We start from the raw sequence: 25,911 nt of genomic DNA, 5'->3' as shown, positions 1-25,911 counted from the left end.
GGGACGGTGGCACCGGTGGTACGCCGCCCGCGCGGTCCTACGCCGCCTCCCATGTGAAGCGGCCCTCAAGACGGTCCGGGCTGAGGTAGGCGTAGCCGGCGCCATGGGCGAAGTTCAGGAAGTACGCGTGGTTGCTGTCGGTGCCCATGAGGCAGAAGAAGAAGCGCCACGGCGCCTCGACCCCGGCCCACCGGCACCTGCTCGTCGTCGGGGCCGAACCGCCACAGCGAGCGCCCCTTGGTCCCGGCCGGACCGATGGCGGCGAGCGCCGGTATGCGGCCGCCGGGCTGGATGAGGAGTACGGCTTCGCCGTCCTCCGCGTCCGCGCCGCCGCTCTCGTAGTCGTCGTAGGAGAGGAAGAGGTAGGCCATCCGCTGTTCCTCGCCGGGCTCCGCGGGCACGGGGAACTGCCCGATGAAGTCCAGCGGTTCCTGTGTTTCGGGATGTACGGGCCAGCAGGGTTCGGCCAGCCAGACGGGGTCACCGCCCAGCTTGGCCACGGGCTCGGTGACGGGCCCCTCGACGGGATGGAACGACATCTGCAACCGGGGGAGGTACCCGGCGTCGTAGGGACCTTCGGCTTCTTCGACAGGGCGTGCCACGAGCATGTTCGGACTGTAACCGTCGGCACTGACAGTGATGTCGGCAGGCCTGATTCGGTGGTCCTGACTCCGGCGCCGACAACAGATGGGTCAGGGGCGGTCCAGAAGGCGTTTGGGGTGCATGCCGTCGACCATGCCGACGAAAGGCGGATGGATGCTGTAACCGAGCATCCGGCGGAGGTCCTCCGAGACCTCACGGACGACGTCCCGGTCGGTGGAGAGGGTGAAGGCCTCCTGCGTCCGCAGCCAGGGCTGACAGTACTGGGCGGTGGCCGCCAGACGTGGTGCGGCGCTGCGATTGGCGCCGCCGCCGTGCCAGAGGGTGCCGACGAACACCACGCAGGAGCCGGCGGGCATGACGGCGGTCGGGCGAGGGTCCGTGTCGGTGGGGGTTCGGCCGTCCGGCCAGCGGTGACTTCCGGGTATGAGGACGGTCGCGCCGTTGTCGGCGGTGAACTCGTCGATCGCCCAGACAGTGGCCACCGAAAGCTCCGGCCGGGGGCGGGGCACGGGATAGAAGCCGTCGTCGGGGTGCAGCAGCTGGGCGTCCTCGCCGGGCCGGATGTTGATGACCTGGAGCTGGGACAGCAGATAGTTGGGCAGCAGCAGCCGGTCGAGCAGGGCCAGGACGCGTGGGTGACCCACGAGGCGGTCCACGCGACGGGTCTTGTTGAGAACGCTGTAGATCCGCTGGGTGCGGTGGCCCTCGAAGGCGTTGCGCCCTGACTGGCCGAGCAGCGGCGTGAGTTCGTCGCGAAGGCCGTCGCATTCTTCGCGGCTGAGCAGGTCGGTCAGGATGACGTAGCCGTCGCGTTCCAGGGCGGCCAGGTCGGCCTGGATCTGCGCGGGCTCGACGCCGTGGCCATGGTCGCTGTCGTTGGTGGCGCGGTGTGTGCGGGCGAGATCGCCGGCCAGATCCTCCAGGTTGCGCACCTCGGGGTGTGCGTTCCGCTCGGTCATGCCGTCCTCCCCGAATGGTTCGTGGCACCGGCGGCTCCGGCGACGAAGGCCCACAACTCGGCCGTGACTCGTGCGAGGTCGGGGCGAGGCGTCCTGGTCAGGGCGACGGCGACGGCTGTGTGGACGCCGCCCAGGATCGCTGCCACGAGCAACTCGGGGTCCCGGTCGGGGAGTAGACCGCCGTCGCGCTGTCCGCGTGCGATGTTGCGGGCGCCGAGCTCGATGGCCGTGTGCAGGCGTCGCGTCTCGATGCCCGCCGTCTCGACGTCGCCACCCAGCCGGGTGAGTACGACGGGGGCGAGCGGATCCTCGTACAGATGGGCCACCCACGCGGAGACCCGTGCCCGTTCCCTGTCGTACCAAGTGTCCCCGTCGAACTCCCGGTTGGTCACTGCCTCGTCCAGCCGGTCGTAGAAATCGGAGACGACAGCGCTCACGAGGCCGCTGCGGGTGCCGAAGTACCGATAGGGCAGGCCGACGCTCACCCCGGCACGCCGCGCCACATTGGACACCTCGATGTCTCCGGTCATGACCAACTCTTCGGCGGCCGCCTGAAGTATGCGCTGCCGAGCCGCCGAACCGCGGGGGGACCATCGCTCTTCCATGGCACCGGATCGTAAGTTGAGCTCAACTCAATATCAAGAGCTCTTCAGCTCGTTCCGAGGGCGCATGCCCCTGATAGGTGGGGGACCTGGTTACTCGATGTACCCGGTGACAGGGTCGACCTGGGAGAGGAAGTCCCGTACGGCCTCTTCGAGTTGGGCCGTATCGGCCTGCGCCGGGGGATTGGTGCGGAAGCCGAACCCGTACTGCGGATCGGGCCCGGTCAGCCAGGTGAAGTGGTAGGTCCCCGGGCTGTCTTGCGGCTGTACGACCTCGAACTCCTGGCCGTCGACCGTCATCGGCCACCGCTCGCCGTCCGCTGTCACGGCATTGCTCCTTTCGCGGCAGGAAGGGCGGGGGAACTCCCGCGTTCTCGTGCGGCCCGCGCCCTCAGCCGTGCGTGCTGTCTGTTCAGTTGACCTTGAAGTCCGCGGCCTTGGTGTCCAGGGTGGTCCTGCCGTCCTTGGCGGTGGCGAGGACGGCGACGTGCCAGGAGCCGTGCGGGGACGAAGCGGCCTCGGCGCCGGACACCTTGGTCGTGTAGGTGCAGCGTACGGTGTCGTCGCCGCCCGGCTTGCAGGTGGCCGACTCCGCACTGGCCATGTCCTTCGCCGTCAGCCCCTTCTTGGCGAAGGAGGAGTTCGCCGGCCAGGCCAGAACCTTCAGGCTCTTGACGCCGGAGGACGCCGTGACCTCGGTGGTGAAGGTGAGCGAGCCGTCCCGGCCGCTGTCGGGGGCGGTGTAACGGGCGGTGCTGTGCGCCAGGGCGGGGGGCTGGTCCCCGGCGTAGGCGAAGGCGAAGGCTCCGGCGCCTCCGAGGACGACGACACCAGCGGCGACGGACAGAGCGATACGTCGGGACATGGCGGATTCTCCGTAACTTTCTCAGCGGGTTGAAGCCGGCGCTCTTGGCTGCGCCGCTGCATCGATACTCGCAACGGCGAGGCACCCCGGGCTTGAGCACAGGTACTCAACTCGGCCTAGGTGCTTGCACTTGGATCAACGAGCGGACCAACGCAGGGCGCCCACGGCGCGCGCACTCCGGTGGCAGGAGGGATGATCAGCTCATGCGCATACGACGCGAGGCCCGCTGGGTCCTGTGGGGACTGTGGTTTGCCTGTCTGGGGTTCTCCATCTGGTTCTTCGTGGAGGTGATCAGGCTGTACCTGCAGGCCGAATCCTGGTGATACGACGATGGATTGAACCCGCCGAGGAGGGCGCTCCGGCCTGCGTCACGCCGGAGCGTCACGCTCGGCCCGCTCCTCGGGACCGCTCAGGCTCGCGACACAGGGACGCGGAGCGTTGAAGCGCTGGAGTTCGGTGACCTCGACCGGCGCCCCGATCTCCGCGAGGGCTCCGCGCATGAGTCCCAGGTGAATGGAGCAGACGACGCCCGGCAGTTCGTCGGCGACCTTACGGAAGGGGCAGTTGCGCAGGAGGATCCGACTGCCCTCCTCGTCCACCTCGGGATCAAAGCCCATGCCGGCGAGCATGGACTCCATCTGCCCGATCGCTTCGTCCCTGCCGGCGCGGGCGAACGGGGCGCGCCGCTCGGTGAGGAAGCGCCCCCACTCCTGGCCGGCCGCGATCGACGCCGTCTCGGGTTCCGGGGCGGTGGACGCGAGCTGGCTCGCCAGGATCTCGGCGAGGAATCGGTAACCGTCGCCGGCCTCGTCGCGTACCGGCTGGGCGGCCGTGTACACCATGCTCGGGCGGCCAGGACCGACCGCGCTCGCCTGCTCTTCCCAGATGTGGTTGTCCTGCATCAGGCGGTTCAGATGGAACCGGACCGTGTTGGTGTGCAAACCCAGCTCGGCGGAGATCTCCTGCACGGTGACGGGCTTGCCGGACCGGCGCAACAGGTCGAGGACAGCCTGTCGGGTGTCGTTGGTGAGGCCTCGGCTCGGCCTGCCGGCACTTGAATCGACCATAGGGCGAATTATGACAGATTTTTCGTAGAAACCAAGAGGCGGTCGGGGGTGGTGGTAGGTGAGGGTAGGGGCTCCACCCCCTGAGCTTGGAGGTCGCCTGCGCGTACCATCGCTGATATGTATCAGAAATACACGCCGGATCACCAGGATCCCGGTAACCCTGACATCAGAGGCCGTGAGGACGTCGAGCGGCTGGTCGCCCAGTTCTACGGGGCGGCCTTCGCCGATCCGCTCCTGGGCCCGGTCTTCATCGACATCGCACGGATGGATCTCGCCGAACACCTTCCGGTGATGTGCGACTTCTGGGAGACGGTGCTCTTCCGCGCGGGCCTGTACCGCAGGAACGCCTTCACGGTCCACGCCGAACTGCACTCCCAGGCCTCGCTCGGAGGTGCCCACTTCGCGCGCTGGCTCGCCCTCTGGACGCAGACAGTCGATCTGCTCCACTCGGGAGAGAAGGCCGAGCTCGCCAAGGAACAGGCTCGCCGGATCGCCTGGTCGCTGGACAAGCGGCTCAATGGCGGGAGCGGCAGCGAGTTCGTGACGATCCACCGTCGTCCGCGCCGCACCTGATCCCCGCATCGCCACACCTGGTCCCAGAGCCTGCGCTGGCACGTCTCATATTTATGAGATAAATTGGCTGCACCTGGATAAGCCTCGAAGGAGGACCCCATGAACATCACCGAGGTCGCCGGCACCGCACGGCACCGCGCCCCCGTCCCCGGCGGACCCACTGTGGCCCTGCTCACCCCTGCCGACGCCTCCGGGCACGTCGGTGTCTTCCACGTCGAGATCCCGGCCGGTGGCGGCATGCCCGAACACGATCACGGGCCTTCGGAGATAGTGCTGATCCCGCTCGCCGGGTCGGTCGAGCTCCGGCACGACGGGCTTGCCCGGACCCTGTCGCCCGGGATGACCGCTCACATCGCCGTCGGCGAGCGCGTCAGCCTCGCCAACCCGGGAACCGAACCGGCATCCGTCATGGCCATGGCCAGCCCGCCCGACTTCACCCGGTCCCTGGCAGGCTGGCCCACCACGTGAAGGAGTCGACAGCGGCCGCAGAGCACGCAGAAGGGCCACAGGAGCCATGAACACCACCGCCACGGTGACGGCCGGTGCCGTGACCTTCGTCTGGCTGGGGATGGTCCTCGCCGTCTCCTTCGTCGAGGCACCGCTGAAGTTCCGAGCCCCCGGGGTGACCATCCCACTCGGGCTCGGGATCGGCCGCCTGGTCTTCCGGGCCCTGAACCTCATCGAGATCGTGCTCTGCGTCGCGGTGATCGCCGCGGTCGTCGCCAGTGGCGCGTCGGCTGTCGCCGCGGGGGCCGCCGCGGTGGCGGCGGTGCTGCTCGCGGCGCAGCTCGGGATCGTACGGCCCCGCCTCAACCGGAGGACCGACCGGGTACTGGCCGGAGAGAGCCTGCCGCGCTCCCGCGGTCACCTCTACTACGTGACCTTGGAGCTCGCCAAGGTCTTCGCCCTGCTCGTGCTGGGCGTCAGCGTGCTGACCGGGTAGACCGGCATGCCGCGTGACCGTGGGGCCCCATGGCGCGGGCTCGTGGTGTGGCGGCCGACAGGCGAGGGGCGATCCTTGACCCAGTTCATTAGCGCGCTAATGATTGGGGCGTCGACTCACTCCTGCGGAGGTAATGGCGATGGAACTCGTTCCCGGCAACACGCTGATCACCGCAACCCCTGATGAGGGCCGCGCGCTGGCCATCAAGCTCGCCCGCCTGACGGTGAAGGCCACGCAGCCGGACGACGCGGTGCGCGAGCACCTTCGGCCGCAGTACGCGGAGGAGCACGCGACCGGTCTGATCTCGGTGGCCCAGGTGGTCGCCCTGGAGTTCGCCACCATCGCCGCGGCCAACGGGTACTGGCGCTGATGGCAGGGGACATATCGGTCGCACACCTGACGGAGCAGCCCTGCTTCGCCCTCTACAGCACGGCCAACGCCGTGACCCGGGCCTACCGGCCGCTGCTGGACCCGCTGGGCCTGACCTACACCCAGTACATAGCGATGATGGCCCTGTGGGAGCGCGACGGGGTGGATCTGCGCACCCTGGCGGACCACACACGCCTGGATCCGCCGACACTGACCCCGGTGATCAAGCGACTTGAGGGCAAGGGCCTGGTGAGCCGGGCCCGGGCCGTGGACGACGAGCGGCGTCTGGTGCTGACCGTCACCGAGGAGGGGTGGCGACTGCAGCGCGAGGCCATCGACATCCCTCAGGCCATGCTGTGCCAGGTGGGCCTGTCCCCGGCGGAGGAACACCAGCTGCGGATGCTGTGCGAGCAGGTACTTCGCAGTCTCGCGGCCTCGTCGGCACACCCTTCGGCACCGACGGCGGCGCCGCAGTGACCGCGCGCCGCTGCCTGGCCCTTACTCGGGCGGGGACCCGGCAGTGGGCTCCGCGTCGTGCAGGGCAACGAGTTCCGCCAAGTCGTTCGAGACCATGACCTGAGCGAGACGTCCGGCGACCGCGACCACTTCGGGCCATACCGTTGCCTGAAGGTACTCCGCGTCGGTGTCGCTGGGTGCCTCGGACTGCGCGGCGATGAGCGCGGCGCCCAGCTCCCGCATGAGAGCGACCTCTTCCTCGGTCCGCAAGCTGGTGCCGAGGTAGGACTCGGGGGCGTCGGCATCGCAGAAGTCGTCGAAGAGCACGTGGAAGATGTGGTCCAGGTTCTCGAAGGTCGACGGGTCCAGCCACACGTCCCGCTGCCACGGCGGATTGGCCAGAGACAGCACCGCCGGTACGAGGTTGACTCTGAAGTTCGCTATGAGTCGGCCGTCTTCGCTCACGGGCCGAGACTAGCGGTGGAATGATCTAGTGGACGATGCGGGTGACAGCCCCGTCCTCGGGATCCCCGTACATCGAGATCAGCTGCGCGTCGCTCATGCCGTCGACTTCTTCGCTTCGCTCGACTGGAAAGATCACGTGGGTGCCCTGGTCCGTCCAGTACTCGACGACGCGGTGTGTGGCGGTGGCTCGACTCATGCTGTGCTCCCTTGCGGCGCGTGGGGTTCAGGTTGCGTCTGCGAAGGTTGAGGGTCAAGGGGAAATGGGGCTTCCGTTTCGACTTTCGGAGGCGTATGTTCCGCTTACCCCGCGTCGGCTCCTTGCGAGGAGCCGGCCCGCCGGTCCCGGGGCGGCGGGCCCGCGGGGGCCAAATGCCTCGTCATGGCCACATGCTTCAAACACCGATGCCGGTGCGGGATTCGTCTCACTTCGACCCCTGCATCGCATACGATCCTGTGCCGAATGCAAAGGCCCTGGCTCAGGCCCAGGCGACCACCGCCGCATTCGCGCAAGGAGTCCCTCCCGCCCTGGTGTTCCGCGTCGCCGAGCCGACGGTCGTCAGGGAGAGGTCGGGGCCGAAGGCCTCGCGCGGACGACGGCCTGGTCGCCTCGTGGCCCGAACAGATGCAGGATCTCCACCGCGCTCGTGCTCGCCGGACCGAACCAGTGCGGTTCCCTCGTGTCGAACTCGGCCACTTCACCGGGGTGCAGCGTGGACTCGTGGTCGCCCAGGATGAGACGCAGCTCGCCGGCGAGGACGTACAGCCACTCGTAGCCCTCGTGGGTCACCAACTTCGGCTCGCGGGGCGCCAGTACGTGCTTGAACACCTGCACCCGGCCCGGGTACTGGGTCAGGGGCACGAGGATGCTTCCGTCGTTCTTGCGCAAGGGCGTGAGATGCACCCTGGGATCACCGGTGGCCGGAGCCGCCACGAGTTGGTCGAGTGCGACCCGGTGCGCTCGCGCGAGGGGGATGAGCAGGTCCAGCGTCGGGCGCCGCTTGCCTGATTCCAGGCGGGACAGCGTGCTCACCGAGATACCGGCCGTGGACGCCAGCGCCTCCAGCGTGAGCCCTCTGTCCTGGCGCATCGTGCGCAGCCGGGGCCCGATGCCGTCGAGGATCTGCTCCAGTTCCGTGTCCACGCGGTCCAGTGTGGAGCCTTTTGCGGCCTTCGCAAAAACGCTGGTCGGGGGCGGTCGCCCTGTCTGAGCCTTGCCGGGCTGGTACTCCCGGATGTGAGAGGTAGACCGTGACCACAACGACGACTCCCCCTGCTCAGGCAGCCCTGAGCGCGCGCAGACGCTGGACGGTGCTGGCCGTCTGCTGCCTGAGCATGTTCCTGGTGGGGCTGGACACCACCATCGTCAACGTAGGTCTGCCCGCCATCGGGCGCGGCCTCGATGTCGGGACACGCAGTCTTGAGTGGACGGTCGACGCGTACACCATCGTCCTGGCCGGCCTGCTGATCTCCTCCGGTGCGCTGGCGGACCGTTTCGGGCGCCGCCGGGTGTTTCAGTGCGGCTTGCTGGTGTTCGGCGCGGCCTCGCTGGTCTGCGCGGCGGCACCTTCGGTGGACGCGCTCGTGGCGGCCCGTGCCGTTCAGGGCGTCGGCGCCTCGATGCTCAGTCCGGTGGCGCTCGCGATCGTGGTGAACGTGATGACCGATCCGAAGGAGCGAGCGCAGGCGATCGGCGTCTGGGCGTCGGTGTTCGGGCTCAGCATGGCCTTGGGCCCGGTCACCGGCGGTGCGCTCGTCGGGGTGTTCGGCTGGCGTTCCCTGTTCTGGGTCAATGCCCCGGTCATCGTGATCGCCCTGGTGCTCAGCGCGGTGTTCGTGCCCGAGTCCCGGGGTCCGCGGGCGCGGCGCCTCGACGTGCCGGGTCAGGTCCTGCTGACCGCGGTCATCGGGGTCTGGGTCGGCGTCCTCATCGAGGGGCCGCGCATCGGCTGGACGTCACCTGCGGCTCTGGTCGCTTACGCGGTCGCGTCCGCGGCGACGGTCGGATTCGTAGGGGTCGAGGCCCGCCGGGACGAGCCGTTGATGGATCTGCGCCTGTTCCGGAGTCCGGTGTTCAGCGGTGCGTTCCTGGGCGCCGTGGCGGTCTTCGTCGCCTTGAACGTGACACTGCTGCTCAACACCCTCTACCTGCAACAGGGCCGAGGGTTCACGCCACTTGCCGCCGGGGTGGCGACCCTGCCCATGGCTCTCGGAGCGACCGTCTGCGCACCCTGGTCCGGCCGTCTGGTCGGTCGTGTCGGACCGCGGCTGCCGCTGAGCCTGGCCGGCGGCTTCATCACGGCAGGCGGCCTGTGTCTGATCGGGCTCGACCGGCACACGGGCGTGCCGCTGCTCCTGTTCGCCTACTTCCTCATCGGGATCGGTTTCGGTTTCGCCAACGCGCCGATCACCAACACCGCGGTCAGTGGCCTGCCTCCGGCCCGCGCCGGTGTGGCCGGAGCGATCACGTCCACGGCACGGCAGTTGGGCTCCGCGCTCGGGATAGCCATCGCCGGCGGCCTGGTCGCGCACACCGGCCCGGTGGGGCTCGCACAAGCCTCCCGCCCGGGGTGGTTCCTGGTCGCCGGCTGCGGGCTGCTCCTGCTGCTCATGGCCCGTGCGTCGCGGTCGAAGGGCTGAAGACGGCGTTGCGCAGTCTTCGGCGCTCCCCATGCCGCGCGTTCACACGTCGCGCCGCCGTACGACGACGACCGCGAGTACGACCGCGGCGAGCGGCCAGACCGCGTAGACGATCCAGGAACCGGTGACCGTGGCGGTGTACATGCGCGATGTGGGATCGGGCTGCCAGTTCTGCACCAGGCGCCTCCAAACGGTGATGAGCATCGCATGGTTGACGTCGGCGGACCAGCGCTTGCTCTGCTCGAAGAGCGTGGGCAGCATCAGCAGCGTGAAGGCGCTGGTGACCATGGTCGCGGCGCTGTGCCGGATCAGGACGCCGAGCCCGAGGCCGACCAGGGCACAGACCGGGGCCAGCAGCGCGGACGCGGCCAGCCCCCGGAACACTCCGGGATGGGTGATCGAGACTCCTGCGTGCCGCCCGTCCAGGATGGCCTGGGAGACCAGGAAGGAGCCGATGGAGACGACCGTGCCGACGACTGTCCACACGCCGGCCGTGACCACCGCTTTCGCCAGTACGACGGTGCCGCGGGCCGGGACGGCCACGGTGGTGGTGCGGATCAGGCCGCTGCTGTACTCGCTGACGACGGTGATGGCGCCCATGCTGCCGGCGACGAGCATCAGCGTCATGTAGCCGGACGGCGGAAAGGCGTCGAACGGCAGGAAGTCGGGGGGCTGTCGCAGGCTCGTGTGGGAGCCCGCGAGGTTGTTGTAGTCCGCCACCGCCGCCGCAACCGCGGACCCGATGACGAACAGGGTGGTGAGTGCGATGGTCCACGGGGTGGAGCGCAGGGACCGCATCTTGATCCACTCGGCGGCCAGGACGTCGCGGAAGCGGGCGGGCGGCGCGGCGACGGGCGCGGCAGAGGTGGTCGTAGGGACGGAGGTGGCTATGGTCATCGGGCTTGTCCTGCCAGGTATTCGACGCTGTCGGCGGTGAGTTCCATGAATGCCTCCTCCAACGAGGCGGTCCGGGTGGTCAGTTCGGTCAGCATGATGTGGTTGTCGAAGGCGAGCGCGCCGATCCGGTCCGCCGCGAGCCCGGCGACGGTGAGCCGCTCGGTGTTGAGGGGATCCTGCGGCTGGACCGATGCGCCCGCGGCGGTCAGCAGCGTTGCCAGCGCGGCAGCCCGTGGGCTGCCCACCACGACGCTGCGGCGCGTACTGCGGGCCGCGAAGTCCGCCACCGACTCCGCGGCGATGAGCCGGCCCCGGCCGATGACGACGAGTTGGTCGGCGGTGTTCTCCATTTCCGACATCAGGTGGCTGGAGAGAAAGACGGTGCGCCCTTCGGCGGCCAGCCGTCGGAACAGACGGCGTACCCAGAGAACGCCCTCCGGGTCCATGCCGTTGATCGGCTCGTCGAACATCAACACGGGCGGGTCGCCGAGCAGGGCGGTGGCAATGCCGAGCCGCTGCTTCATACCGAGCGAGAACCCCCCGATACGGCGGTTCGCCGCATCCGCCAGCCCCACCTCCCGCAACACCTCCTTCACCCGGCTCGGTGCGATGCCGTTGCTGCGGGCCAGGGCGGACAGATGGGCCGCGGCGCTGCGCCCGCCGTGGACCTGGGTGGCGTCCAGGAGGGCGCCGACGTGGCGCAGTCCACGGCGGTGGCTGTGGAAAGGAACGTCGTTGACGGTGGCGGCGCCGGCGGTGGGTGCGTCCAGGCCGAGCATCATCCGCAGGGTGGTGGTCTTGCCTGCTCCATTGGGGCCGAGGAATCCGGTGACCTGGCCGGGCCGCACGGTGAAGGACAGATGGTCGACGGCGGTCTTGCTGCCGTAACGCTTGGTGAGTTCGCTGACTTCGATCACCCGGTCAACACTGTCGGGAAGCCACCGACCCGGCATCGGGCCGCGGGCGGCAATCGGGCCGCAGGGTTGGCCCGTGGGCGTAGACCCCGAGGCCGATGCCCCGTGAACAGGGGCTGGCTACTCTCGCGGCATGGACGCAAGATCGCCTCTCCCGTCACCTGCCGGCGGATTCGTAGCGCCGGCTCCCTCCCGAAGCGGCGCACCGGCCGTGACGAGGACCCTGGCCACGGCCTGGGCCGGGGGCGTCCTGTACCCCTTGGCGATGGTTCTGCTGCTGGGCGGCGCGCCGCGGGCATCGGGCGCGGTCCAGTCCGTCGGGGCGCTGCTCGCCGCGAGCCTGCTGGCCGGGCTGCTGCGACGGATGCCGCTGCTGGCTCTCACCATGACGCTCTTGGGTGCCTCCGCCGTGGTCGTGATTCCGCTCCGGGATACGCGTGTGAGCCTGGCGGGGGCGTATCAGGGCGAGTTCCTGTCGTTCCTGGCGGTGGACCTCGTCCTGGGCTTCATCGTCGCCACCCGCACGCGACGAGCTTCGACCGGCGCCGTGGTCGTGTCCCTCACCGCGCAGCTCCTGTTGATCGGTGGCTTCGCGCACGGGGACAATCTGACGGTCAACAGCGTGATCACACTTCTGGCGACGGCCGCATGCTGCATGGTCGGCCTGCTCATTCGCGAGCGCCGTGAGCACACCCTGGCGCTGCGCGCGCAGGAGGTGGCCAAGGCCGTGACCGCCGAACGGCTGGAGATCGCAAGGGAGTTGCACGACATGATCGCGCACAGCGTCGGCATCATCGCCATCCAGGCCGGGGTGGGCAACCGGGTCATCCAGACCCAACCCGCGGAGGCCCGCGAGGCGTTGCGAGTCATCGAGGAGACCAGCAGAGAGACCTTGTCGAGCCTGCGACGCACACTGGTGGCGCTGCGTCAGGCCGAACCGGAGCCAGCGGCATCGGGCAACGCGACTCTCGCACCCGCGCCGGGTCTGACGGACATCGAGCGGCTCGCGGCGGCGACCGCGGACGCGGGGGTACGCGTCGACGTGCGCTTCAGCGGCGAACGGCGGCCCCTCCCGGCCGACATCGAACTGTGCGCCTACCGGATCGTGCAGGAGGCGCTGACCAACGTGGTCCGCCACGCGGGCACCGGGCACTGCCGGGTGACCGTCGACCACAGGGACGAGGAGTTGTCGGTCGAGGTCGTCGACGACGGTCGCGGCGTCACCGAGAACGGCTCGGCCCACGGTTTCGGCCTCGTCGGCATGCGGGAGCGGGTCGACCTGCTGCACGGACACCTCAGCGCCGGGCCGCGTCCCGGGGGCGGCTTCCGAGTGGTGGCGCGCCTGCCGCTGCCCAAGCCCGTCGGCGCGCCGGGGGAGGCCCGGTGACCGTCCGAGTCGTACTCGCCGACGACCAGCCGTTGGTACGGTCCGGTCTGCGCGTGCTCATGGCCGACCACCCCGACCTGGAGGTCGTCGGTGAGGCCGCCACCGGCGCCGAGGCCGTCCAGCTGGTCAAAGAAGTCAGCCCCGACGTCGTGGTGATGGACATCAGGATGCCCGGCATGGACGGGATCGAGGCCACTCGCCGGATCACGACCGGACCGGCGGTGACCCGTGTCCTCGTGCTGACCACGTTCGACGAGGACGACAACGTGTACGGCGCCCTGCGGGCCGGCGCGAGCGGCTTCGTGGTCAAGGACATGGCCCTGGACGACATCCTCGCGGCGATCCGCGTGGTGGCTGCCGGTGACGCACTGATCGCGCCGAGCGTCACGCGCCGTCTGATCGCGGACTTCGTCGGACGCCCCACGGCTGCCCCCGAGCGCTCCCCACGGCCGATCGAGGGCCTCACCGAGCGGGAATGGGAAGTGCTGGCCCTGGTCGGACAGGGCCGGTCCAACAGCGAGATCGCGGGGGACCTCTTCATCACGGTGGCCACCGCGAAGTCGCACGTGTCACGGCTGTTCACCAAACTGGGCGCCCGGGACCGGGTTCAGCTCGTGATCACCGCCTATGAGGTGGGGCTGGCCAAGCCGCCGCGCTGAGCACGCCGACGCCGGAATGCCGTGAGCGGCCTGCGCGGTGCGACCTTCCTTACGTCAAGTCCCTTGCTCTGAGCGGGGAATCCGCAGGTCGGCTCAGTGGACGACTGGCTCAGTGGATGAGTCACTGTCCCAACTCTTGCCGCACCGGGCTCCCATGCCCCACTCTTGGCGAGGCTTTCGGCCGACGACCCGCCCTGGCCACGTAGGTGACTGACACTCAATTCCGCATCACCCAGGGGGAAACCGGTGTCGAATTGGCCTGTTCCTAGGTCGGCAGCGTCGGCAGCGTCGGCAGCGTCGGGCATGCGCGGTTGGCGCGCGCCCGGAACATCCGAGGGCCGATTCCTCAACTGTCAGCCTCCCTACGGCAGATCCGGGCCCCACCGCCCGCAAGGGCGCCGTCCGCCATAGTCGCCGGCCTCGATCGCCGCATCCGCCGCTGCAACACCCCCTTCTCGTCCAGAAGCCGCCCCGCCTCAGGCCCTCCCCGGCCCCGCGGGACGGAACCCGCACCTCACCGCGCCCCTCCGTATCGCACCACCCCCACACCCCACCGATCGAACAGGACGCGACATGGAAATCTCCCGGCGAAGACTCTTCGCAGCAGCCGCGGCAAGCGTGGTGGCGGCGGCCATCGATGTCGGCGGACTGCGAGTCGCCGCCAGCGCCGCGACCCAGGTGGCCCCGACCACCGGATCGACCTTCGGCCTGACGACTCTGGACGTGACCGTGCAGCGCGGTCCGGATCTCGGCGAGGGCTACCACGGCATCGTCGCCGCTCCCGGCGAGCCGCACATCGTCCGCCGGGACCTCGCCAACGTCGCCGCTCCTCAGATCACCCGCTCGCTGGCCGCCTTCGCCCAGATGACGGACCTGCACATCATCGACGACCAGTCACCGCTGCGCGTGGAGTGCCTCGACCGGCTCGCGGACTTCGGGCCCCCGCACTACAACTCGTACCCGACCGCATCCGCCTATCGGGCCCACGAGTTCCTCTCCACGCACTCCACCGACGCCATGTGCCGGGCCATCAGGGCGGTCGGCCGGGGCCCGCGCACCGGCGCCCCGCTGACCTTCACCGTCGTCACCGGCGACGCGGTCGACAACTGCCAGTACAACGAGACCCGTTGGTACATCAACCTGCTCGACGGCAGCACCGTCCGACCCGACTCCGGCAACCTCGCCAAGGACGAGAGTGTGTCGAGCGGTGTCCTCGGTCCCGACGTCAACTACTGGCACCCCGAGGCGCGTCAGAACCCGCCGGACCACAACGACCTCAACGGCTTCCCGGTGCTCCCCGGTCTGCTGGCGGCCGCCCGCAGGCCGTACACCGCCAGCGGCCTCGGCATGCCGTGGTACGCCGCCTACGGCAACCACGACGCGCTGGTGCAGGGAAACGTCCCGCCCGACGTGCTGCCCTTCGACCCGCTGAAGAAGATCGCCACAGGGTCGACCAAGCTCACGCAGGTCACCGGCGTTCCGGACGTCTTCAACTACACGGACCCCTCGTACTACATCGAGTTCCTCAAGGACATCATCACCGGCGAGTTCACCCTGAAGACCGCCACGGTGACCTCGGACTCGGCGCGCCGGCTGCTCTCGCGGCAGGAGTTCATCTCCGAGCACTTCAACACCAGCGGACTTCCCTCCGGGCACGGGTTCACTTCGGGCAGCGACAAGGCGTACTACGCGATACCGTCCGGGGCGAACGACCTCGTCAAGTGCCTAGTCCTGGACACCACCAACGGGAGCGGGGGAGCCGACGGCTCGCTCGGCCAGGACCAATGGAACTGGCTCCAGAGCCAGTTGAAGGCCAACAGCTCCCGGTACGAGCTCGACGACTCCGACGGCACCAAGCCCCGGACGGTCGTCACCCAGCCCGGCGTCACCGACAAGGTGTTCGTCGTCTTCTGCCACCACACGATCGACTCGATGGGCAACACGGACGGCGACCACCCCTACAGCGGCGCGGACCTGCGCGACCTGCTGCTGCGCTTCCCGAACGTGGTGCTGATGGTCGACGGCCATACCCACGCCAACAACATCACGGCCCACCGTCCCGCCTTCCCCTCCACCCTCGGCCACGGCTTCTGGGAGGTGAACACCGCCTCGCACATCGACTGGCCCGTCCAGAGCCGGCTCCTGGAGATCGCCGAGGGCGACGGCCTGCTGTCCATCTTCACCACCATGGTCGACGCCGACGCGCCGTTGTCGGCGGGCGGGGACACCAGCACCCCGGCGGCGCTGGCCTCCGTGGCGCGCGAGCTGTCCGCCAACGACCTGCAAGAAGTGGGCCGGGGCATCGACAAGCGCCGCGGCACCCCCGACGTGCGCAACACCCAGCTGCTCATTCCGGCGCCCTTCACCATCCCGTCCGGCGGTGGCACGCTGCTTCCCGGCGTCGGCTGGCCGCAGGTCCAGCAGGGTCAGAGCGGTGAGAAGGTCAGGACCCTGCAGTACCTGCTGAACGCTCGCGGTGCGGCCCTGACCGTGGACGGCGTCTTCGGCCCCGCCACGGCCACTGCCCTGAGGTCCTTCCAGACCCGGATCGCCCTGACGGCCGACGGCATCGCCGCCGCGTCGACCTGGCAGGCGCTCGCCATGACGGTGCAGCAGGGCAGCACCGGCCCGGCGGTGTCGGCGACGCAGAGCCAGTTGAAGGCGCACGGCGCGGCGTTGACCGTGGACGGCGTCTTCGGCCCCCTCACCGCTTCAGCCCTACGCTCGTTCCAGACCAGCCGCGGACTCACGACCGACGGCCTGGTGACCCCGCCCACCTGGCAGGCGCTCCTGGCACCCTGACATCACCGGGCACCGCAGCACGCTCGACCGCCCCCTCGACGGAGGCGGTCGAAGGTGCCCTTGACAGACCAGTGCCCTCTGCCCTGTTCGCTGCGGCAGCTCACGAGGTCCAGATCGGGTCGTCCGGAGCGGGTCGTCCGGAGAATCGCTCAAGTGGATCTCCGGCGAGCGAGAGTCGGCGGCGTGCGGTGACGATGAAGTTGTTCTGCGCCGATTCCACGCGGGCACGCAGAACGAACCAGTTCTCTTCCGGAGTCAGGCCGCGTCTGACCTTGGCGTGAAGCCGCCATATCTCCTCGTCAAGGGTGTGAGCGGCCTCCGCGATGGCCTTGTCGGCGACGAGGTTCACCATGCTCAGGGCCTCGTTCCATGGCCGCCAGTCAATGCCGGTCCCGTGGACGACGCCTTGGGGGATGGAGCTGGGGCGACCGGATTCCGCCTCGCTGAGGCTCACGAGCACCCCTGACGATTCGCGGAGGACACGGGCGCACGTAGCCGCGACCTGCTCTCGGACCCAGTGTCTGTCCTGCGCTCTCCTGCTGACCGCACTGCCCGCGAAGACACCGATCAGCGTGGTCGCGACCGCTCCGGCGGGGGCGGCGAGCAGGCTCCACCATGCAGACATATCGCGGTCTATCCGTGCCATTCCCCCGAACTCATGGCTGATGTAGTCGGCGAGGTCTCCGCCGCGGCCTTGGCGGCCTCCGGTTCGGCGAGGCGGGTGCCTGATGAGGCGTGCCAGTAGCCGCGCTCGACATTCGGCAGCAGTCGCTCGGTCGGCCAGGCGAGGTGGTGACGGAGGTCTTCGGGCTAGCCGTTGCGCTGTCCGGCCAGGGCTTTTCCCAGGTGGCGCCCTCTTCGGACGGCGAGCTGACGGGCAGGCCGGCCGAGAGGAAGGCACGGTGGTCGTCCGCGAACTCGTCGATGCCGTACTCGGCTTCAATGCGCCTGAACTCGGCGGCGGTGAGGCCGGGTTCCATGGTGCGGCAGTCGGCCTCCCGCAGGCGGCGGGCCGCTGCGGCTGCGAGTCGGACTGCGTTTGTGTCGATCACGGCGTGACAGCCGCGCGCGGAAATCTGTCGCGCCCAGTGAGAGCGAGCCGCTAGCCTCCGCCTGGACTCAGCGAGGTACGTCACCGCGAAACGGAGCCGGACATGGGGACTGAGCGCACGCGGACCGACCGTTTGGGCATGCTGCTCGAACAGTTCGACTACGCCAGGGAGAGAGCCGAGGTCCGACTGACCGGGCTCAGCGACGAGGAGTTCCTCTGGGAGCCGGTCCCCGACTGCTGGTCGATCCGGCGCCGGGGCGAGGCGACCACGCCGAGGGCCTTCGGGCCGGGTGACTGGCTGCTCGATCAAGGCGCACCGGAGATCCCGGCAAGCGAGTACGCGGAGGTGGCCCGGCAGGCCGCCGACGGCATGTCGGTCGCCAAGATCGCCGAGGACTGGAGCGTGAGCGTCGAGCGGGTCGAGCAGATCCTCAACCATAGCAGCCCGCCCGAGCCCGACGAGACCCCGGTCACCACGATCGCGTGGCGGCTCGGGCACCTGCACGTCGGCTTCGCGGGCCAATGGGAGTGGACCTTCGGAGACCGGCGGCAGGAGCCGAAACAGCTGGTCGACTTCACTCCCGACGCGCCCGTGGCGATCGAGCGGTTCTGGGCGGTGATCGACCGCTGGCGCGACAGCGTCGCCACCGTTACCGACGAGCAGCTCGAAACGATCGGCTTCTCGCAGTACCCGTACGGCTCCGACCCCGACGATCCGTACCTCGACGTGCTCTGGGGGACCAACCTCGAATTCATCCACCACATGGCCGAGATCGCGCTGCTCCGCGACCTCTGGCGGACCCGCCTCACCGCTCGCGCCTAGGGCCTGTCGTCAAATTCCCGTCTGCCCCGCGACGCCTGGCACTCCCCCAAGCTCTTCGAGCAGGGGGGACCCCCACTCACCGCACCGGGCGAAAGCCCAAGTACGTCCAGTACGAGGACTTCCGCCCGGCACTCCCCCAGCCTTCGGCCGGGGGGACCCCCAGAGCACGCACCAGACGCCGCAGGGCCGCCCTTCGGGCGACGACGGGAATGTGACGACAGGCCCTAGGTCCGTCAGCGAGGCAGCTACGGGATCAACCCCGAGACCGGCGAGGCATTTTCGGCCTGGGCGCCGCCGTCACCGCCACCGCACATCGCCTGCTCGTACAACTTCGGCAGCGCGTCGTTGAGCGGATGGTGCCGCGGCGTCCCCGAGGAGTCCCGCTTGTTCCACCTGATGAGGTTGAACGCGACGGACATCTGCCGCTTGCCGTCGGCCCGGGTCAGGGACACCGTTCCGGCTCCCCAGACAGTGCCCTCGTTGCCCCAGAAGGTGCCGCAACCCGGGATGCCGACCTTCTGCAGTCCGAGGCCGTAGTCGATCGTCGTTCCGTCCAGGGCACGGACGGGGACGGTGCGCTGCATCTGCGCCAGGGACGACTGGTTGACGATCCTGCCGTCGAGCAGTTCGCCGTAGAAGCGGTTGAGATCCTCCATGGTTGACACCAGGGAAGCCGTCGCCGTCACCCAGGACATGTTGTAGACGCTGTAGTCGCGGGGCGGGTCGATCAAGCCGTACAGAGCCTCGTACATCCGCGAGTGCGGTCCCTTGATACGCGGCCCGGTCGGAAACCCGGTGTGCCGCAGGCCGGCACGCTCGATGACGTTCCGGGTGATGTACCGCTCGGCCGAGGTACCGGTCACCCGCTCAAGGAGTTGGGCGAGGATCGCGTAGTTGGTGTTGGAGTACACCCCTTCAGGGCCTCCGGGTTCGCCGACGGGCGGCGCCGTGAGGGCCAACTCGATCAGCTCGGCCGGGCGGAACTGCCTGAACCGGTTGTCGTCCAGGCTCTTGGGCAGCGACGGGAACGCGTAGGGGATGTAGTCCGGGATGCCACTGGTGTGGTTGAGCAGCATCCGAACCGTGATCTTCCTGCCGCGCTCTCCCGGCACCAGCCGCGGCAGGTAGTGGCCGATCGGCGCATCGAGCCGGATCCGGCCCTGCTCGACCTGCTGCATGACGGCGGCGGCGGTGAAGGTCTTGGTGATGCTGCCGATGCGCTGCCGCATGTCGGGCGTGACGGGACGACCGGTCCCGACATCGGCGACCCCGGCGGCGGCGCGCCATGTCCGGCCGCCATCGCGCACCTCGGCGTACACCCCGGGCATCCCCGCCCGGTGGACCGCGTCCATGGCGGACTTCAGTTCGGCGGGATCGAATGCGGTCGACGGGCTCGTGTCCGCGGCCGGCACCGCGGCCCTCGTCTCGTCGGGCGCGGGTACTGCCGCCACCGTGCCCGCGCAGACGCTCAGCGCGGCAATGCTTGCGCTCAAGGCAAGTCGGATCTTCAAGACGTCCGTCCCTTCGTGATCAATGAGTGAGTGCGACGGGGGCTCCCCCCGTGCTTGTCCACTTCCGTCGCTCAGTTGGCGACAGCGCGGCTGCTCACTTCGCGAGTGCGCGACGCAGAACTGCGCCGAGTTCGGCGTTCTGCCGCTGGGAGACCTCGGCGGAGAGGATGGCCTGCGATCCGTGGAAGGTGCCGGGCCACTGGTGCAGTTCGACCGACACGCCCGCCTGGAGCAGGCGCAGGGCGTAGGCGATGTCCTCGTCGCGGTTCGGACAGAACTCCGCGGTGGCGATGTAGGCGGGTGGCAGGCCGGACAGATCGTCGGCCCGCGCGGGGGCGGCGTACGGTGTGGCGGGCCGGGAGCCCAGGTAGTGCCGCCACGCTCTGGTGGCCTTGTCGCGGGTGAACCAGGGCGTGTCGGTGAAGTTCCGCGCCGACCACGTCTCCTGTCGGTCGTCGAGCCCTGGCTGATTGAGCAGTTGGAAGCGGATCGCTGGGCCCTGCTCGTCACGTGACCGCAACGCCACCGCGGCCGCGATCCCACCGCCGGCACTGTGACCCCCGACCGCGATCCGGGCCGGATCGACACCGAGTTCGGCCGCATGCTCGGCGGTCCAGTTCAGTACGGCGTAGGCGTCGTCCAGGGCGGCCGGGAATCGATGCTCGGGGGCCAGGCGGTAGCCCACCGAGATCACCACCGCGCCGGAGGCCTCGGCGATCCGAGCGGCCCACGGGTGCTCGGTGTCCACGTCCCCCATGACGAATCCGCCGCCGTGCAGCCAGACGATGGCCCCCTGCGCCTGGTACGGCCGATAGATCCGCACCGGCACGTCCGGGTCGGCGGACACCGTGCGGTCCTCGACCTCCATCTCCGCGATGTCCGGTGCCGGCACGGCCGCGGCCAACTCGGCGAACTTCTTGCGGGCGAGGAACGGATCGGTCAGATCGGTGCGCGGGAACAACGGTATGAATGCTTCGAGTTCGGGATCCATGACGACCATCCTCACGGCCGGCTCCCAAGGGATCACCCGCCAACCGTCGCGCATCGCGCCCCGATCGCGCGCCGATCGGCGCCCCTGCCCCGCGGCCTCCCCTCTTATCCTTCTGCCATGGAGGCACTGGCCGTACGGCTGTCGGGACTCGATCCATACGTCGACGGTGCGATCCGGATCGTCGCGTTCTACGACACTCTGATGCGCCGACGCGTGGACCTCCCCGCGCTCGCCCGCGCCTCGGCGGGCCTGGCCGAATGCATCGCCGGGATACGACTCCACGGCACGGGGCGGACGACCCGGGCCACACCCCAGGGCACCGAAGCCTCCGCCCCGCAGGCACCCGCGTCCACCACGGCGCCGATCACTCTGGACGACGAGGAGATCGGCACGGTCTGGCTCGAACGCCCCGGACCGCCCAACCCGCTCGACGAAGTCCTTCTCGACCGGCTCGCCATCGCCGCGGCGGCGGCCGTCGAGCGGTACGGCCCGGCCCGCACCACCATGGCCGACCCCGCCCTCGTCGAACTGGCGATCAGCGCCGACAGCGACGAGGCGGCCAGAGCAAGGGCGTTGCGACTCCTGGGCTTCGCCGCCGAACTGCCGGTCCACGTCGTCGCCGTACGCTCGCGGCTCCCGCTGGACCGGATCGGCGGCCTGGTCTGCCCGGCCCGCCCGGTGAAGGCGGCACCGCTCGCCGGCGTGGGCGTCATCCTGGCCACCACCATCGATCCGACCCGGTTCCCGGCGGACCTACGCGCGGGCATCGGTGCCGCCGGCAGCCCCGACCGATCCTGGCCGCAGGCCCGCACCGCGCTCCGCTTCACGACCCCGCGCGAACCCGTCGTCCGCTACGGGGACTTGGGCGCGCTGGCTCTCCTGGCCGAGGTTCCGCGGGACATCTCACGCGACAACGCCGACGTGATCGCGATCGCCCGAATCGCCGACAGCCCCGAGGACATGGAGACGCTGGACACCTACTGCGCCACCGGCTCCCTGCGCCGGGCCGCCGACCTGCTCCACCTGCACCACAGCAGCGTCGCCCGCCGTCTCGAACAGATCGCGAGGACCCTGGACTTCGAACTCACCGAACCCACCGGACTGACCCGGGCCAGGCTCGCCCTCACCGCATGGCGGCTGCTCGACGAGTGAGTACGATCCGGCTTCCCCCATGATGGCAAGGGGTCATGAGGCGAGGCTGTTCAGCGCGGCTTCGGCCAGTTCAGGCCACTTCGCCGCGTGGGTGTGGGGAACGGCGACCCAGTCCTTGAAGGGACGGTGCTTGCCGGAAGGGTCGAAGAGTTCGGCATCGGAGAGGGCGAGGGCCGCGGTGTGAGTGGGGGTTCCGTCCCCGAGTTTGAACGCGAGGTAGTCGTCCTTGAGGCAGGCGAAGGCCTTGCCGTGGGCCTTGAGGGCGCGCTTGCCGAACATCGCACCGGCGGTCGCGCCCTGGTGGGCGAGGTCGGCCGCGATGTCGTCGAAGACTTCATCGGGAGTCATGAACGGGCTCCTCTGTCGTGTGGGATGAGGCGGCTGCGTCGGCAGAGCAGGGAGTCGCGTTCCGCCCGCCTGCCGACCCTACCGAATGCCGCGTCGCAGGCGGCTGTAGCCGGCCGAGGGCGGTCAGGGCCGACGGATCAGACGGCCCCCGGGGAGTCGGCCGCCTCGCCCACCAGACTCTCTTCGTCTTCGAGCCGCTCGACGATGAGCATCGCCGCATCGTCCGCCAGACGGCCCCCGGTGTGACGGACCAAGCCCTGATGCAGACGCGACAGGAACTGCGGCGGAGTGCACGGGTACACCGCCTCCATGGCGTCGGCCAGGGCGAAGAATTCGTTGTCGGGGCTGCGGGCTTCGATCACCCCGTCGGTGTGCAACAGCAGACGGTCACCGGGTGTGAACGGATAGCTCTCCGGCTCGCTGGAAAGAGCGGGGACGAAGTCTTCGAGGCCGAGAGGCGGTAGTGGGGAGGAGGGCATCAGGGCCTCCACCTTGCCCTCGCGCAGTAGCAGCGGGGGTGGATGGCCGCGATTGACGACCCGGACCACGAAGTCGTCGGAGACCTCGACGACGAGCGCCGTGACGAAATCCTCGGCGAGATCTTCCCCGGGGCCCCGATGGGCCGCATGCGGCACGGCGCGCTCCCGGCGCAGTGCGGCCGCGCAGCGGTTCATCACTTCCGCCAGATCATCCTCGTAGTGCGCTGCCTCCCGGAACGCGCCCAGCACGGCCGCGGCCAGGCGCACGGCGGGCAGCCCCTTCCCGCGGACATCGCCCACGATCATCCGGACCCCGTACCGGGTCTGCGTCGCCTCGTACAGATCGCCGCCGATCTGCGCCCCCGCCTCCGCCGCCAGATACATGCCGGCCATCTGCACCGGCCCCAGCCGGTCCGGCACTTCGCGCAGGACGACTTGTTGAGCCGCCTCGGCGACCCGGCGAACCTGGTCGAGCTGGATGCGTCTGCGCGTACGCATGGCATTACTCACGGCGACGCTGGCCACCGACACCATCAGGAGGGACAGAAGGTTGCTGTAGACCTGGCCACCCCAGCTGTGGTGGAGGGTGGCCGTCGTCACGGTGACAGCACCGGCCCCGACCGCCGCCGAGACAATGCCTTTCGGGCCCCAGGTCAGCGAAGCCAGAGCCGGTGTCGCGGCGAGGATGGGGCCGGTCACCACATCATGCGCGGGCGAGAGCTCGATCAGCAGCGCGAACAGCACGATCATGAACGGCACGCACTGCCCGAGCCTGAAGAGGACCCGGCCATGACCGCCTGCTCCTGACGCGCCGGACGAACGGTAGAGCGACCCCATGGCTACAGCCTGACTCACTTGAAGTCCGGTCTTCCACTCAAGGGCCTTTTGTCCCCACAAGGAGTGGAGATACCGCTCGCTACGCTCCGTCAGCGCACCTACGCCCGTGAGCGCGGTGTCAGCGCGCCGGGGCGGGGTCCAGGAGTACGCCCGGGTTGAGGATCCCGGCCGGGTCGAGCGCCTGTTTCGAGGCGCGCAGCGCGAGGGCGAAGGGTTCCGGACGCTGGCGGTCGTAGCCGGGCCGGTGGTCCCGGCCGACGGCGTGATGATGGGTGACGGTCGCGCCGTGATCGTGGAGGATGTCCATGGCCCCGGCCTTGATCTCGTCCCACATCGCCACTTCGGAGCCGCGCCTGCCCGGTGTGATCACGGTGAAGTACGGCGCGGGGCCGTCGGGATAGACGTGGGTGAAGCGGCAGTTGATGGTGCCGGTCGTGCCCGTCACCTCTTTCACCACGTCGGCCAGCCGACTCCGTACCGACTCGTAGACCGCCGGTGCGCGGTCCCAGGTGCAGGCCGTTTCGAAGGTCTCACTGATCACGCTCATACGGGCGAGCGCGTCACGCAGGTAGGGCATGCGCAGGAACGCCGAGCGCCAGGTGTCCGCGGCGGTGTCCGGGCCGGCGGATTCGCTGACCGCGGGTGTGCCGCCATGATCGCGGGCGAGCGTGACGAGTTCGGCCAGGCGTTCCTCGACGGGGGAGTGCGCCGATTCCATGCCCAGGACGAGGACGCTTTCGCCGTTCTGTGTGATGCCGGCCAGGCCGGCCTCCCCGGGGTCGAGGAGCCGGCAGTTCGCCGGGTGCAGGCCCGACTGTGCGACGGCGCGCACCGCGTCCATGGCGGCGTGGACGTCATCGAACAGCACCGTCGCCGACGCCTTGTGGCGCGGGCGCTCCTGGAGCCGCATCCAAGCCTCGGTGATCACGCCGAGCGTGCCCTCGGAGCCCAGGAACAACCGGTCGGGGGAGGGGCCCGCACCGGAACCCGGCACCCGCAACGACTGGCTGACGCCGGCCGGTGTCACCACACGCAGCGATTCCACGAGGTCGTCGATGTGGGTGTACAGCGTGGCGTAGTGGCCTCCCGCCCGCGTGGCGAGCCACCCGCCCAGCGTCGAGAACTCGAAGCTCTGCGGGAAGTGGCGCAGGGTGAGTCCGTGGTGCCGCAGCTGGTCCTCCAGAGCGGGGCCGAGGACTCCGGCCTGGATCCGCGCGGCCCGGCTGACCCTGTCGATCTCCAGCACCTGGTCCATCGCCGACAGGTCCAGAGACACGGCACCGCGGTGCTGGTCGGCCCGGCACTCGACGCCACCGACGACCGAACTGCCCGCGCCGTACGGTACGACGGCCACCTCGGCGCTCGCCGCCCAGTCGAGGAGGTCCGTGACGTCCTGCTCGGTGCGGGGGCGGGCGACCTGGTCGGGTGCCGCCGCGAGGTCTCCGGCGAGGGAGCGCATCACGTCGCGGTAGGCCTTGCCGTAGGTGTGTGAGGCGCGGTCCCTGGGTGCGGCCGACATCAGAGGCGCGAGTGCCGGGGGCGGTTCCACGCGGACCTTCGGCAGGGCGAGCGCGGACACGTCAGGTACAGGCAGGGGGGTGTCCGCCGCCCCGGGCAGCAGCTGCCCGAGCGCGGTGCATTCGGCGTCGGACAGTGCCTTGTCCTCGGCGCCCCAGCCCCACCAGGAGCGGCGCGGGGCGGTATCGGTCGATGACGCCTTGGCCGTGCTGCTGTCTGCCACGGTAATTGACCCTCCAGTAATTTACCCCTTGGTAATTTACCGCAACGTATAGTTTCGCCATGACGACCGCAAGAGCCTCGACCACGCCGGATCCGGCGGGCGGCGAACGGGAACGCAACCAGCCCCGGACCCGCACCGCGGGCACCAAGGGCGTTCCGCGGGCCCACCGGGAACAGCAGATCCTCGCCGCCGCCCTGGAGGAGTTCGGCAGGCACGGCCACGCCAAGGCGTCCATGGCCGAGATAGCCCGGCGCGTGGGCGTGACGAAGCCGCTGCTCTACACGTACTTCGGTTCCAAGGACGGCCTCTACGCGGCGTGCGTCGACCACATCGGCCCGCACCTGCTCGAGGCGATCGAGCAGGCCATGGCGAAGGACTCACCGGAGGGCGGGCTGCCCCTCGCCGTGCTCACCGCCCTCTTCCAGGCGCTGGAAGGCCGACGGCACGCTTGGTTCGTGCTGTACGACCGCACCCTGCCACCTGATTCCGAGCCCTGGCACACGGCCAAGCGCCATCGCGAGGCGATCGACGAACTGGCCGCCACCGGCACCGCCGCCCTGCTGCGCGTCCAGGGCAACGACGATGACCTGGACGCGGACGCGCTCAAGCACCTGTGGACGGGCACGGTCAGCTCACTGGTCGGCTGGTGGATCTCCCATCCCGAGCTCTCGGCCCAGGACATGAGCGCACGCTGCGCCCGCCTCCTGTCGGCTGCCCGTGTCGTTGCCTGAAGGGGAGGGTTACGGCAAGAGCGCCTGCGTCCACCGGAGTTGAGGTCAG

The 25,911-nt window shown here is 69.5% G+C and carries 29 protein-coding genes; 12 read left to right on the top strand and 17 right to left on the bottom strand.

The window, feature by feature from the left end; translation table 11 throughout:
* Window positions 1-65: 65 nt before the first annotated feature.
* The 6 genes from IPZ69_RS12205 to IPZ69_RS12180 form a co-directional block, all read right to left on the bottom strand.
* The gene (locus tag IPZ69_RS12205) at window positions 66-608 is read right to left on the bottom strand and encodes a hypothetical protein (RefSeq protein WP_235454093.1); all 543 of its coding nucleotides are present in this window, start codon (window positions 606-608) and stop codon (window positions 66-68) included.
* An 84-nt stretch (window positions 609-692) separates the two neighbouring features.
* Window positions 693-1,562, bottom strand: coding sequence for a phytanoyl-CoA dioxygenase family protein (locus tag IPZ69_RS12200; RefSeq protein ID WP_235454092.1), 870 nt, complete (start codon window positions 1,560-1,562; stop codon window positions 693-695).
* Entirely contained in the window at window positions 1,559-2,167 is a 609-nt protein-coding gene (locus IPZ69_RS12195; RefSeq protein WP_268834499.1) for a TetR/AcrR family transcriptional regulator, read from the bottom strand. Before IPZ69_RS12195 ends, IPZ69_RS12200 begins: the two co-directional genes overlap by 4 nt.
* A 90-nt stretch (window positions 2,168-2,257) precedes the next feature.
* A complete protein-coding gene (locus IPZ69_RS12190) occupies window positions 2,258-2,491 on the bottom strand; it encodes a hypothetical protein (RefSeq protein WP_235454090.1) in 234 nt (77 codons plus the stop codon).
* Between the two features lie 85 nt (window positions 2,492-2,576).
* A complete protein-coding gene (locus IPZ69_RS12185; protein WP_235454089.1) occupies window positions 2,577-3,029 on the bottom strand; it encodes a DUF5707 domain-containing protein in 453 nt (150 codons plus the stop codon).
* A 368-nt stretch (window positions 3,030-3,397) separates the two neighbouring features.
* On the bottom strand, window positions 3,398-4,096 hold the full coding sequence (locus tag IPZ69_RS12180) for a helix-turn-helix transcriptional regulator (RefSeq protein WP_235454088.1): 699 nt from the start codon (window positions 4,094-4,096) through the stop codon (window positions 3,398-3,400).
* A gap of 117 nt (window positions 4,097-4,213) precedes the next feature.
* On the opposite strand from IPZ69_RS12180, the gene IPZ69_RS12175 reads away from it, so the two are divergent.
* The 5 genes from IPZ69_RS12175 (at window position 4,214) to IPZ69_RS12155 (ending at window position 6,458) form a co-directional block, all read left to right on the top strand.
* Window positions 4,214-4,669: a group III truncated hemoglobin gene (locus IPZ69_RS12175; protein ID WP_235454087.1), complete on the top strand. Its 456-nt coding sequence runs from the start codon at window positions 4,214-4,216 to the stop codon at window positions 4,667-4,669.
* A gap of 99 nt (window positions 4,670-4,768) precedes the next feature.
* Complete coding sequence (locus tag IPZ69_RS12170) at window positions 4,769-5,137, top strand: cupin domain-containing protein (protein WP_235454086.1); 369 nt, start codon at window positions 4,769-4,771, stop codon at window positions 5,135-5,137.
* 46 nt (window positions 5,138-5,183) lie between these two features.
* Window positions 5,184-5,612: a hypothetical protein gene (locus IPZ69_RS12165; protein WP_235454085.1), complete on the top strand. Its 429-nt coding sequence runs from the start codon at window positions 5,184-5,186 to the stop codon at window positions 5,610-5,612.
* A gap of 139 nt (window positions 5,613-5,751) precedes the next feature.
* Window positions 5,752-5,982, top strand: a complete 231-nt coding sequence (locus IPZ69_RS12160) for a hexameric tyrosine-coordinated heme protein (RefSeq protein ID WP_235454084.1) — start codon at window positions 5,752-5,754, stop codon at window positions 5,980-5,982.
* Window positions 5,982-6,458, top strand: a complete 477-nt coding sequence (locus IPZ69_RS12155; protein ID WP_235454083.1) for a MarR family winged helix-turn-helix transcriptional regulator — start codon at window positions 5,982-5,984, stop codon at window positions 6,456-6,458. Before IPZ69_RS12160 ends, IPZ69_RS12155 begins: the two co-directional genes overlap by 1 nt.
* 21 nt (window positions 6,459-6,479) lie before the next feature.
* On the opposite strand, the gene IPZ69_RS12150 is transcribed toward IPZ69_RS12155, so the two are convergent.
* The 3 genes from IPZ69_RS12150 to IPZ69_RS12140 form a co-directional block, all read right to left on the bottom strand.
* On the bottom strand, window positions 6,480-6,902 hold the full coding sequence (locus tag IPZ69_RS12150) for an SCO4402 family protein (RefSeq protein WP_235454082.1): 423 nt from the start codon (window positions 6,900-6,902) through the stop codon (window positions 6,480-6,482).
* Window positions 6,903-6,927: 25 nt separating this feature from the next.
* On the bottom strand, window positions 6,928-7,098 hold the full coding sequence (locus IPZ69_RS12145; RefSeq protein WP_235454081.1) for a hypothetical protein: 171 nt from the start codon (window positions 7,096-7,098) through the stop codon (window positions 6,928-6,930).
* 360 nt (window positions 7,099-7,458) lie between these two features.
* Window positions 7,459-8,052, bottom strand: coding sequence for a helix-turn-helix domain-containing protein (locus tag IPZ69_RS12140; RefSeq protein ID WP_268834508.1), 594 nt, complete (start codon window positions 8,050-8,052; stop codon window positions 7,459-7,461).
* Between the two features lie 98 nt (window positions 8,053-8,150).
* Here IPZ69_RS12140 and IPZ69_RS12135 point away from each other — a divergent pair, with 98 nt between their 5' ends.
* Window positions 8,151-9,539: an MFS transporter gene (locus IPZ69_RS12135; protein ID WP_235454080.1), complete on the top strand. Its 1,389-nt coding sequence runs from the start codon at window positions 8,151-8,153 to the stop codon at window positions 9,537-9,539.
* 42 nt (window positions 9,540-9,581) lie between these two features.
* Here the strand turns inward: IPZ69_RS12135 and IPZ69_RS12130 are convergent, their stop codons facing one another.
* Window positions 9,582-10,436, bottom strand: a complete 855-nt coding sequence (locus IPZ69_RS12130; RefSeq protein WP_235454079.1) for an ABC transporter permease — start codon at window positions 10,434-10,436, stop codon at window positions 9,582-9,584.
* Complete coding sequence (locus IPZ69_RS12125; protein ID WP_235454078.1) at window positions 10,433-11,353, bottom strand: ATP-binding cassette domain-containing protein; 921 nt, start codon at window positions 11,351-11,353, stop codon at window positions 10,433-10,435. The genes IPZ69_RS12130 and IPZ69_RS12125 overlap by 4 nt, the downstream gene beginning before the upstream one ends.
* Window positions 11,354-11,561: 208 nt before the next feature.
* Here IPZ69_RS12125 and IPZ69_RS12120 point away from each other — a divergent pair, with 208 nt between their 5' ends.
* The 3 genes from IPZ69_RS12120 to IPZ69_RS12110 all read left to right on the top strand — a co-directional run bounded on the left by IPZ69_RS12120 (window position 11,562) and on the right by IPZ69_RS12110 (window position 16,198).
* A complete protein-coding gene (locus IPZ69_RS12120) occupies window positions 11,562-12,737 on the top strand; it encodes a sensor histidine kinase (RefSeq protein ID WP_235454077.1) in 1,176 nt (391 codons plus the stop codon).
* Window positions 12,734-13,396, top strand: coding sequence for a response regulator (locus IPZ69_RS12115; RefSeq protein WP_235454076.1), 663 nt, complete (start codon window positions 12,734-12,736; stop codon window positions 13,394-13,396). The genes IPZ69_RS12120 and IPZ69_RS12115 overlap by 4 nt, the downstream gene beginning before the upstream one ends.
* Before the next feature lie 573 nt (window positions 13,397-13,969).
* The gene (locus IPZ69_RS12110; RefSeq protein ID WP_235454075.1) at window positions 13,970-16,198 is read left to right on the top strand and encodes a TIGR03767 family metallophosphoesterase; all 2,229 of its coding nucleotides are present in this window, start codon (window positions 13,970-13,972) and stop codon (window positions 16,196-16,198) included.
* A 100-nt stretch (window positions 16,199-16,298) separates the two neighbouring features.
* Here IPZ69_RS12110 and IPZ69_RS12105 read toward each other — a convergent pair whose 3' ends face one another.
* The gene (locus tag IPZ69_RS12105; RefSeq protein ID WP_235454074.1) at window positions 16,299-16,844 is read right to left on the bottom strand and encodes a hypothetical protein; all 546 of its coding nucleotides are present in this window, start codon (window positions 16,842-16,844) and stop codon (window positions 16,299-16,301) included.
* A gap of 508 nt (window positions 16,845-17,352) precedes the next feature.
* Between IPZ69_RS12105 and IPZ69_RS12100 the strand changes: the two genes are divergently transcribed.
* Window positions 17,353-18,072 (top strand): DinB family protein, encoded by a 720-nt coding sequence (locus IPZ69_RS12100; protein WP_235454073.1) that lies wholly within the window; start codon window positions 17,353-17,355, stop codon window positions 18,070-18,072.
* Between the two features lie 245 nt (window positions 18,073-18,317).
* On the opposite strand, the gene IPZ69_RS12095 is transcribed toward IPZ69_RS12100, so the two are convergent.
* Together IPZ69_RS12095 and IPZ69_RS12090 are read right to left on the bottom strand one after the other, a co-directional pair.
* A complete protein-coding gene (locus IPZ69_RS12095) occupies window positions 18,318-19,424 on the bottom strand; it encodes a serine hydrolase domain-containing protein (RefSeq protein ID WP_235454157.1) in 1,107 nt (368 codons plus the stop codon).
* A gap of 253 nt (window positions 19,425-19,677) precedes the next feature.
* On the bottom strand, window positions 19,678-20,574 hold the full coding sequence (locus IPZ69_RS12090) for an alpha/beta hydrolase (protein WP_235454072.1): 897 nt from the start codon (window positions 20,572-20,574) through the stop codon (window positions 19,678-19,680).
* Window positions 20,575-20,691: 117 nt separating this feature from the next.
* On the opposite strand from IPZ69_RS12090, the gene IPZ69_RS12085 reads away from it, so the two are divergent.
* Window positions 20,692-21,726, top strand: a complete 1,035-nt coding sequence (locus tag IPZ69_RS12085) for a helix-turn-helix domain-containing protein (protein ID WP_235454071.1) — start codon at window positions 20,692-20,694, stop codon at window positions 21,724-21,726.
* Window positions 21,727-21,759: 33 nt separating this feature from the next.
* Here the strand turns inward: IPZ69_RS12085 and IPZ69_RS12080 are convergent, their stop codons facing one another.
* From IPZ69_RS12080 to IPZ69_RS12070, 3 genes are all read right to left on the bottom strand, one after another.
* Complete coding sequence (locus IPZ69_RS12080; protein ID WP_235454070.1) at window positions 21,760-22,074, bottom strand: hypothetical protein; 315 nt, start codon at window positions 22,072-22,074, stop codon at window positions 21,760-21,762.
* Between the two features lie 137 nt (window positions 22,075-22,211).
* Complete coding sequence (locus IPZ69_RS12075; protein WP_235454069.1) at window positions 22,212-23,390, bottom strand: PP2C family protein-serine/threonine phosphatase; 1,179 nt, start codon at window positions 23,388-23,390, stop codon at window positions 22,212-22,214.
* A gap of 118 nt (window positions 23,391-23,508) precedes the next feature.
* Window positions 23,509-25,131, bottom strand: coding sequence for an FAD-binding oxidoreductase (locus IPZ69_RS12070; protein WP_235454068.1), 1,623 nt, complete (start codon window positions 25,129-25,131; stop codon window positions 23,509-23,511).
* A gap of 59 nt (window positions 25,132-25,190) precedes the next feature.
* On the opposite strand from IPZ69_RS12070, the gene IPZ69_RS12065 reads away from it, so the two are divergent.
* A complete protein-coding gene (locus IPZ69_RS12065; RefSeq protein WP_235454067.1) occupies window positions 25,191-25,862 on the top strand; it encodes a TetR/AcrR family transcriptional regulator in 672 nt (223 codons plus the stop codon).
* Window positions 25,863-25,911: the final 49 nt, after the last annotated feature.

The organism is Streptomyces olivochromogenes (genome assembly GCF_021538895.1).
In the GTDB taxonomy this organism is placed as follows: domain Bacteria; phylum Actinomycetota; class Actinomycetes; order Streptomycetales; family Streptomycetaceae; genus Streptomyces; species Streptomyces olivochromogenes_A.
The sequence above is the reverse complement of the archived record's forward strand: the minus strand, read 5'-3'. Positions and strand labels throughout refer to the sequence as shown.

Excerpts from the sequence above, each read along its gene's own strand:
- IPZ69_RS12205 (WP_235454093.1), bottom strand. The coding sequence starts at position 608 with ATGCTCGTGGCACGCCCTGTCGAAGAAGCCGAAGGTCCCTACGACGCC.
- IPZ69_RS12200 (WP_235454092.1), bottom strand. The coding sequence starts at position 1,562 with ATGACCGAGCGGAACGCACACCCCGAGGTGCGCAACCTGGAGGATCTG.
- IPZ69_RS12195 (WP_268834499.1), bottom strand. The coding sequence starts at position 2,167 with ATGGAAGAGCGATGGTCCCCCCGCGGTTCGGCGGCTCGGCAGCGCATA.
- IPZ69_RS12185 (WP_235454089.1), bottom strand. The coding sequence starts at position 3,029 with ATGTCCCGACGTATCGCTCTGTCCGTCGCCGCTGGTGTCGTCGTCCTC.
- IPZ69_RS12180 (WP_235454088.1), bottom strand. The coding sequence starts at position 4,096 with ATGGTCGATTCAAGTGCCGGCAGGCCGAGCCGAGGCCTCACCAACGAC.
- IPZ69_RS12175 (WP_235454087.1), top strand. The coding sequence starts at position 4,214 with ATGTATCAGAAATACACGCCGGATCACCAGGATCCCGGTAACCCTGAC.
- IPZ69_RS12170 (WP_235454086.1), top strand. The coding sequence starts at position 4,769 with ATGAACATCACCGAGGTCGCCGGCACCGCACGGCACCGCGCCCCCGTC.
- IPZ69_RS12165 (WP_235454085.1), top strand. The coding sequence starts at position 5,184 with ATGAACACCACCGCCACGGTGACGGCCGGTGCCGTGACCTTCGTCTGG.
- IPZ69_RS12160 (WP_235454084.1), top strand. The coding sequence starts at position 5,752 with ATGGAACTCGTTCCCGGCAACACGCTGATCACCGCAACCCCTGATGAG.
- IPZ69_RS12155 (WP_235454083.1), top strand. The coding sequence starts at position 5,982 with ATGGCAGGGGACATATCGGTCGCACACCTGACGGAGCAGCCCTGCTTC.
- IPZ69_RS12145 (WP_235454081.1), bottom strand. The coding sequence starts at position 7,098 with ATGAGTCGAGCCACCGCCACACACCGCGTCGTCGAGTACTGGACGGAC.
- IPZ69_RS12130 (WP_235454079.1), bottom strand. The coding sequence starts at position 10,436 with ATGACCATAGCCACCTCCGTCCCTACGACCACCTCTGCCGCGCCCGTC.
- IPZ69_RS12110 (WP_235454075.1), top strand. The coding sequence starts at position 13,970 with ATGGAAATCTCCCGGCGAAGACTCTTCGCAGCAGCCGCGGCAAGCGTG.
- IPZ69_RS12105 (WP_235454074.1), bottom strand. The coding sequence starts at position 16,844 with ATGGCACGGATAGACCGCGATATGTCTGCATGGTGGAGCCTGCTCGCC.
- IPZ69_RS12100 (WP_235454073.1), top strand. The coding sequence starts at position 17,353 with ATGGGGACTGAGCGCACGCGGACCGACCGTTTGGGCATGCTGCTCGAA.
- IPZ69_RS12095 (WP_235454157.1), bottom strand. The coding sequence starts at position 19,424 with ATGGACGCGGTCCACCGGGCGGGGATGCCCGGGGTGTACGCCGAGGTG.
- IPZ69_RS12090 (WP_235454072.1), bottom strand. The coding sequence starts at position 20,574 with ATGGATCCCGAACTCGAAGCATTCATACCGTTGTTCCCGCGCACCGAT.
- IPZ69_RS12085 (WP_235454071.1), top strand. The coding sequence starts at position 20,692 with ATGGAGGCACTGGCCGTACGGCTGTCGGGACTCGATCCATACGTCGAC.
- IPZ69_RS12080 (WP_235454070.1), bottom strand. The coding sequence starts at position 22,074 with ATGACTCCCGATGAAGTCTTCGACGACATCGCGGCCGACCTCGCCCAC.
- IPZ69_RS12075 (WP_235454069.1), bottom strand. The coding sequence starts at position 23,390 with ATGGGGTCGCTCTACCGTTCGTCCGGCGCGTCAGGAGCAGGCGGTCAT.
- IPZ69_RS12065 (WP_235454067.1), top strand. The coding sequence starts at position 25,191 with ATGACGACCGCAAGAGCCTCGACCACGCCGGATCCGGCGGGCGGCGAA.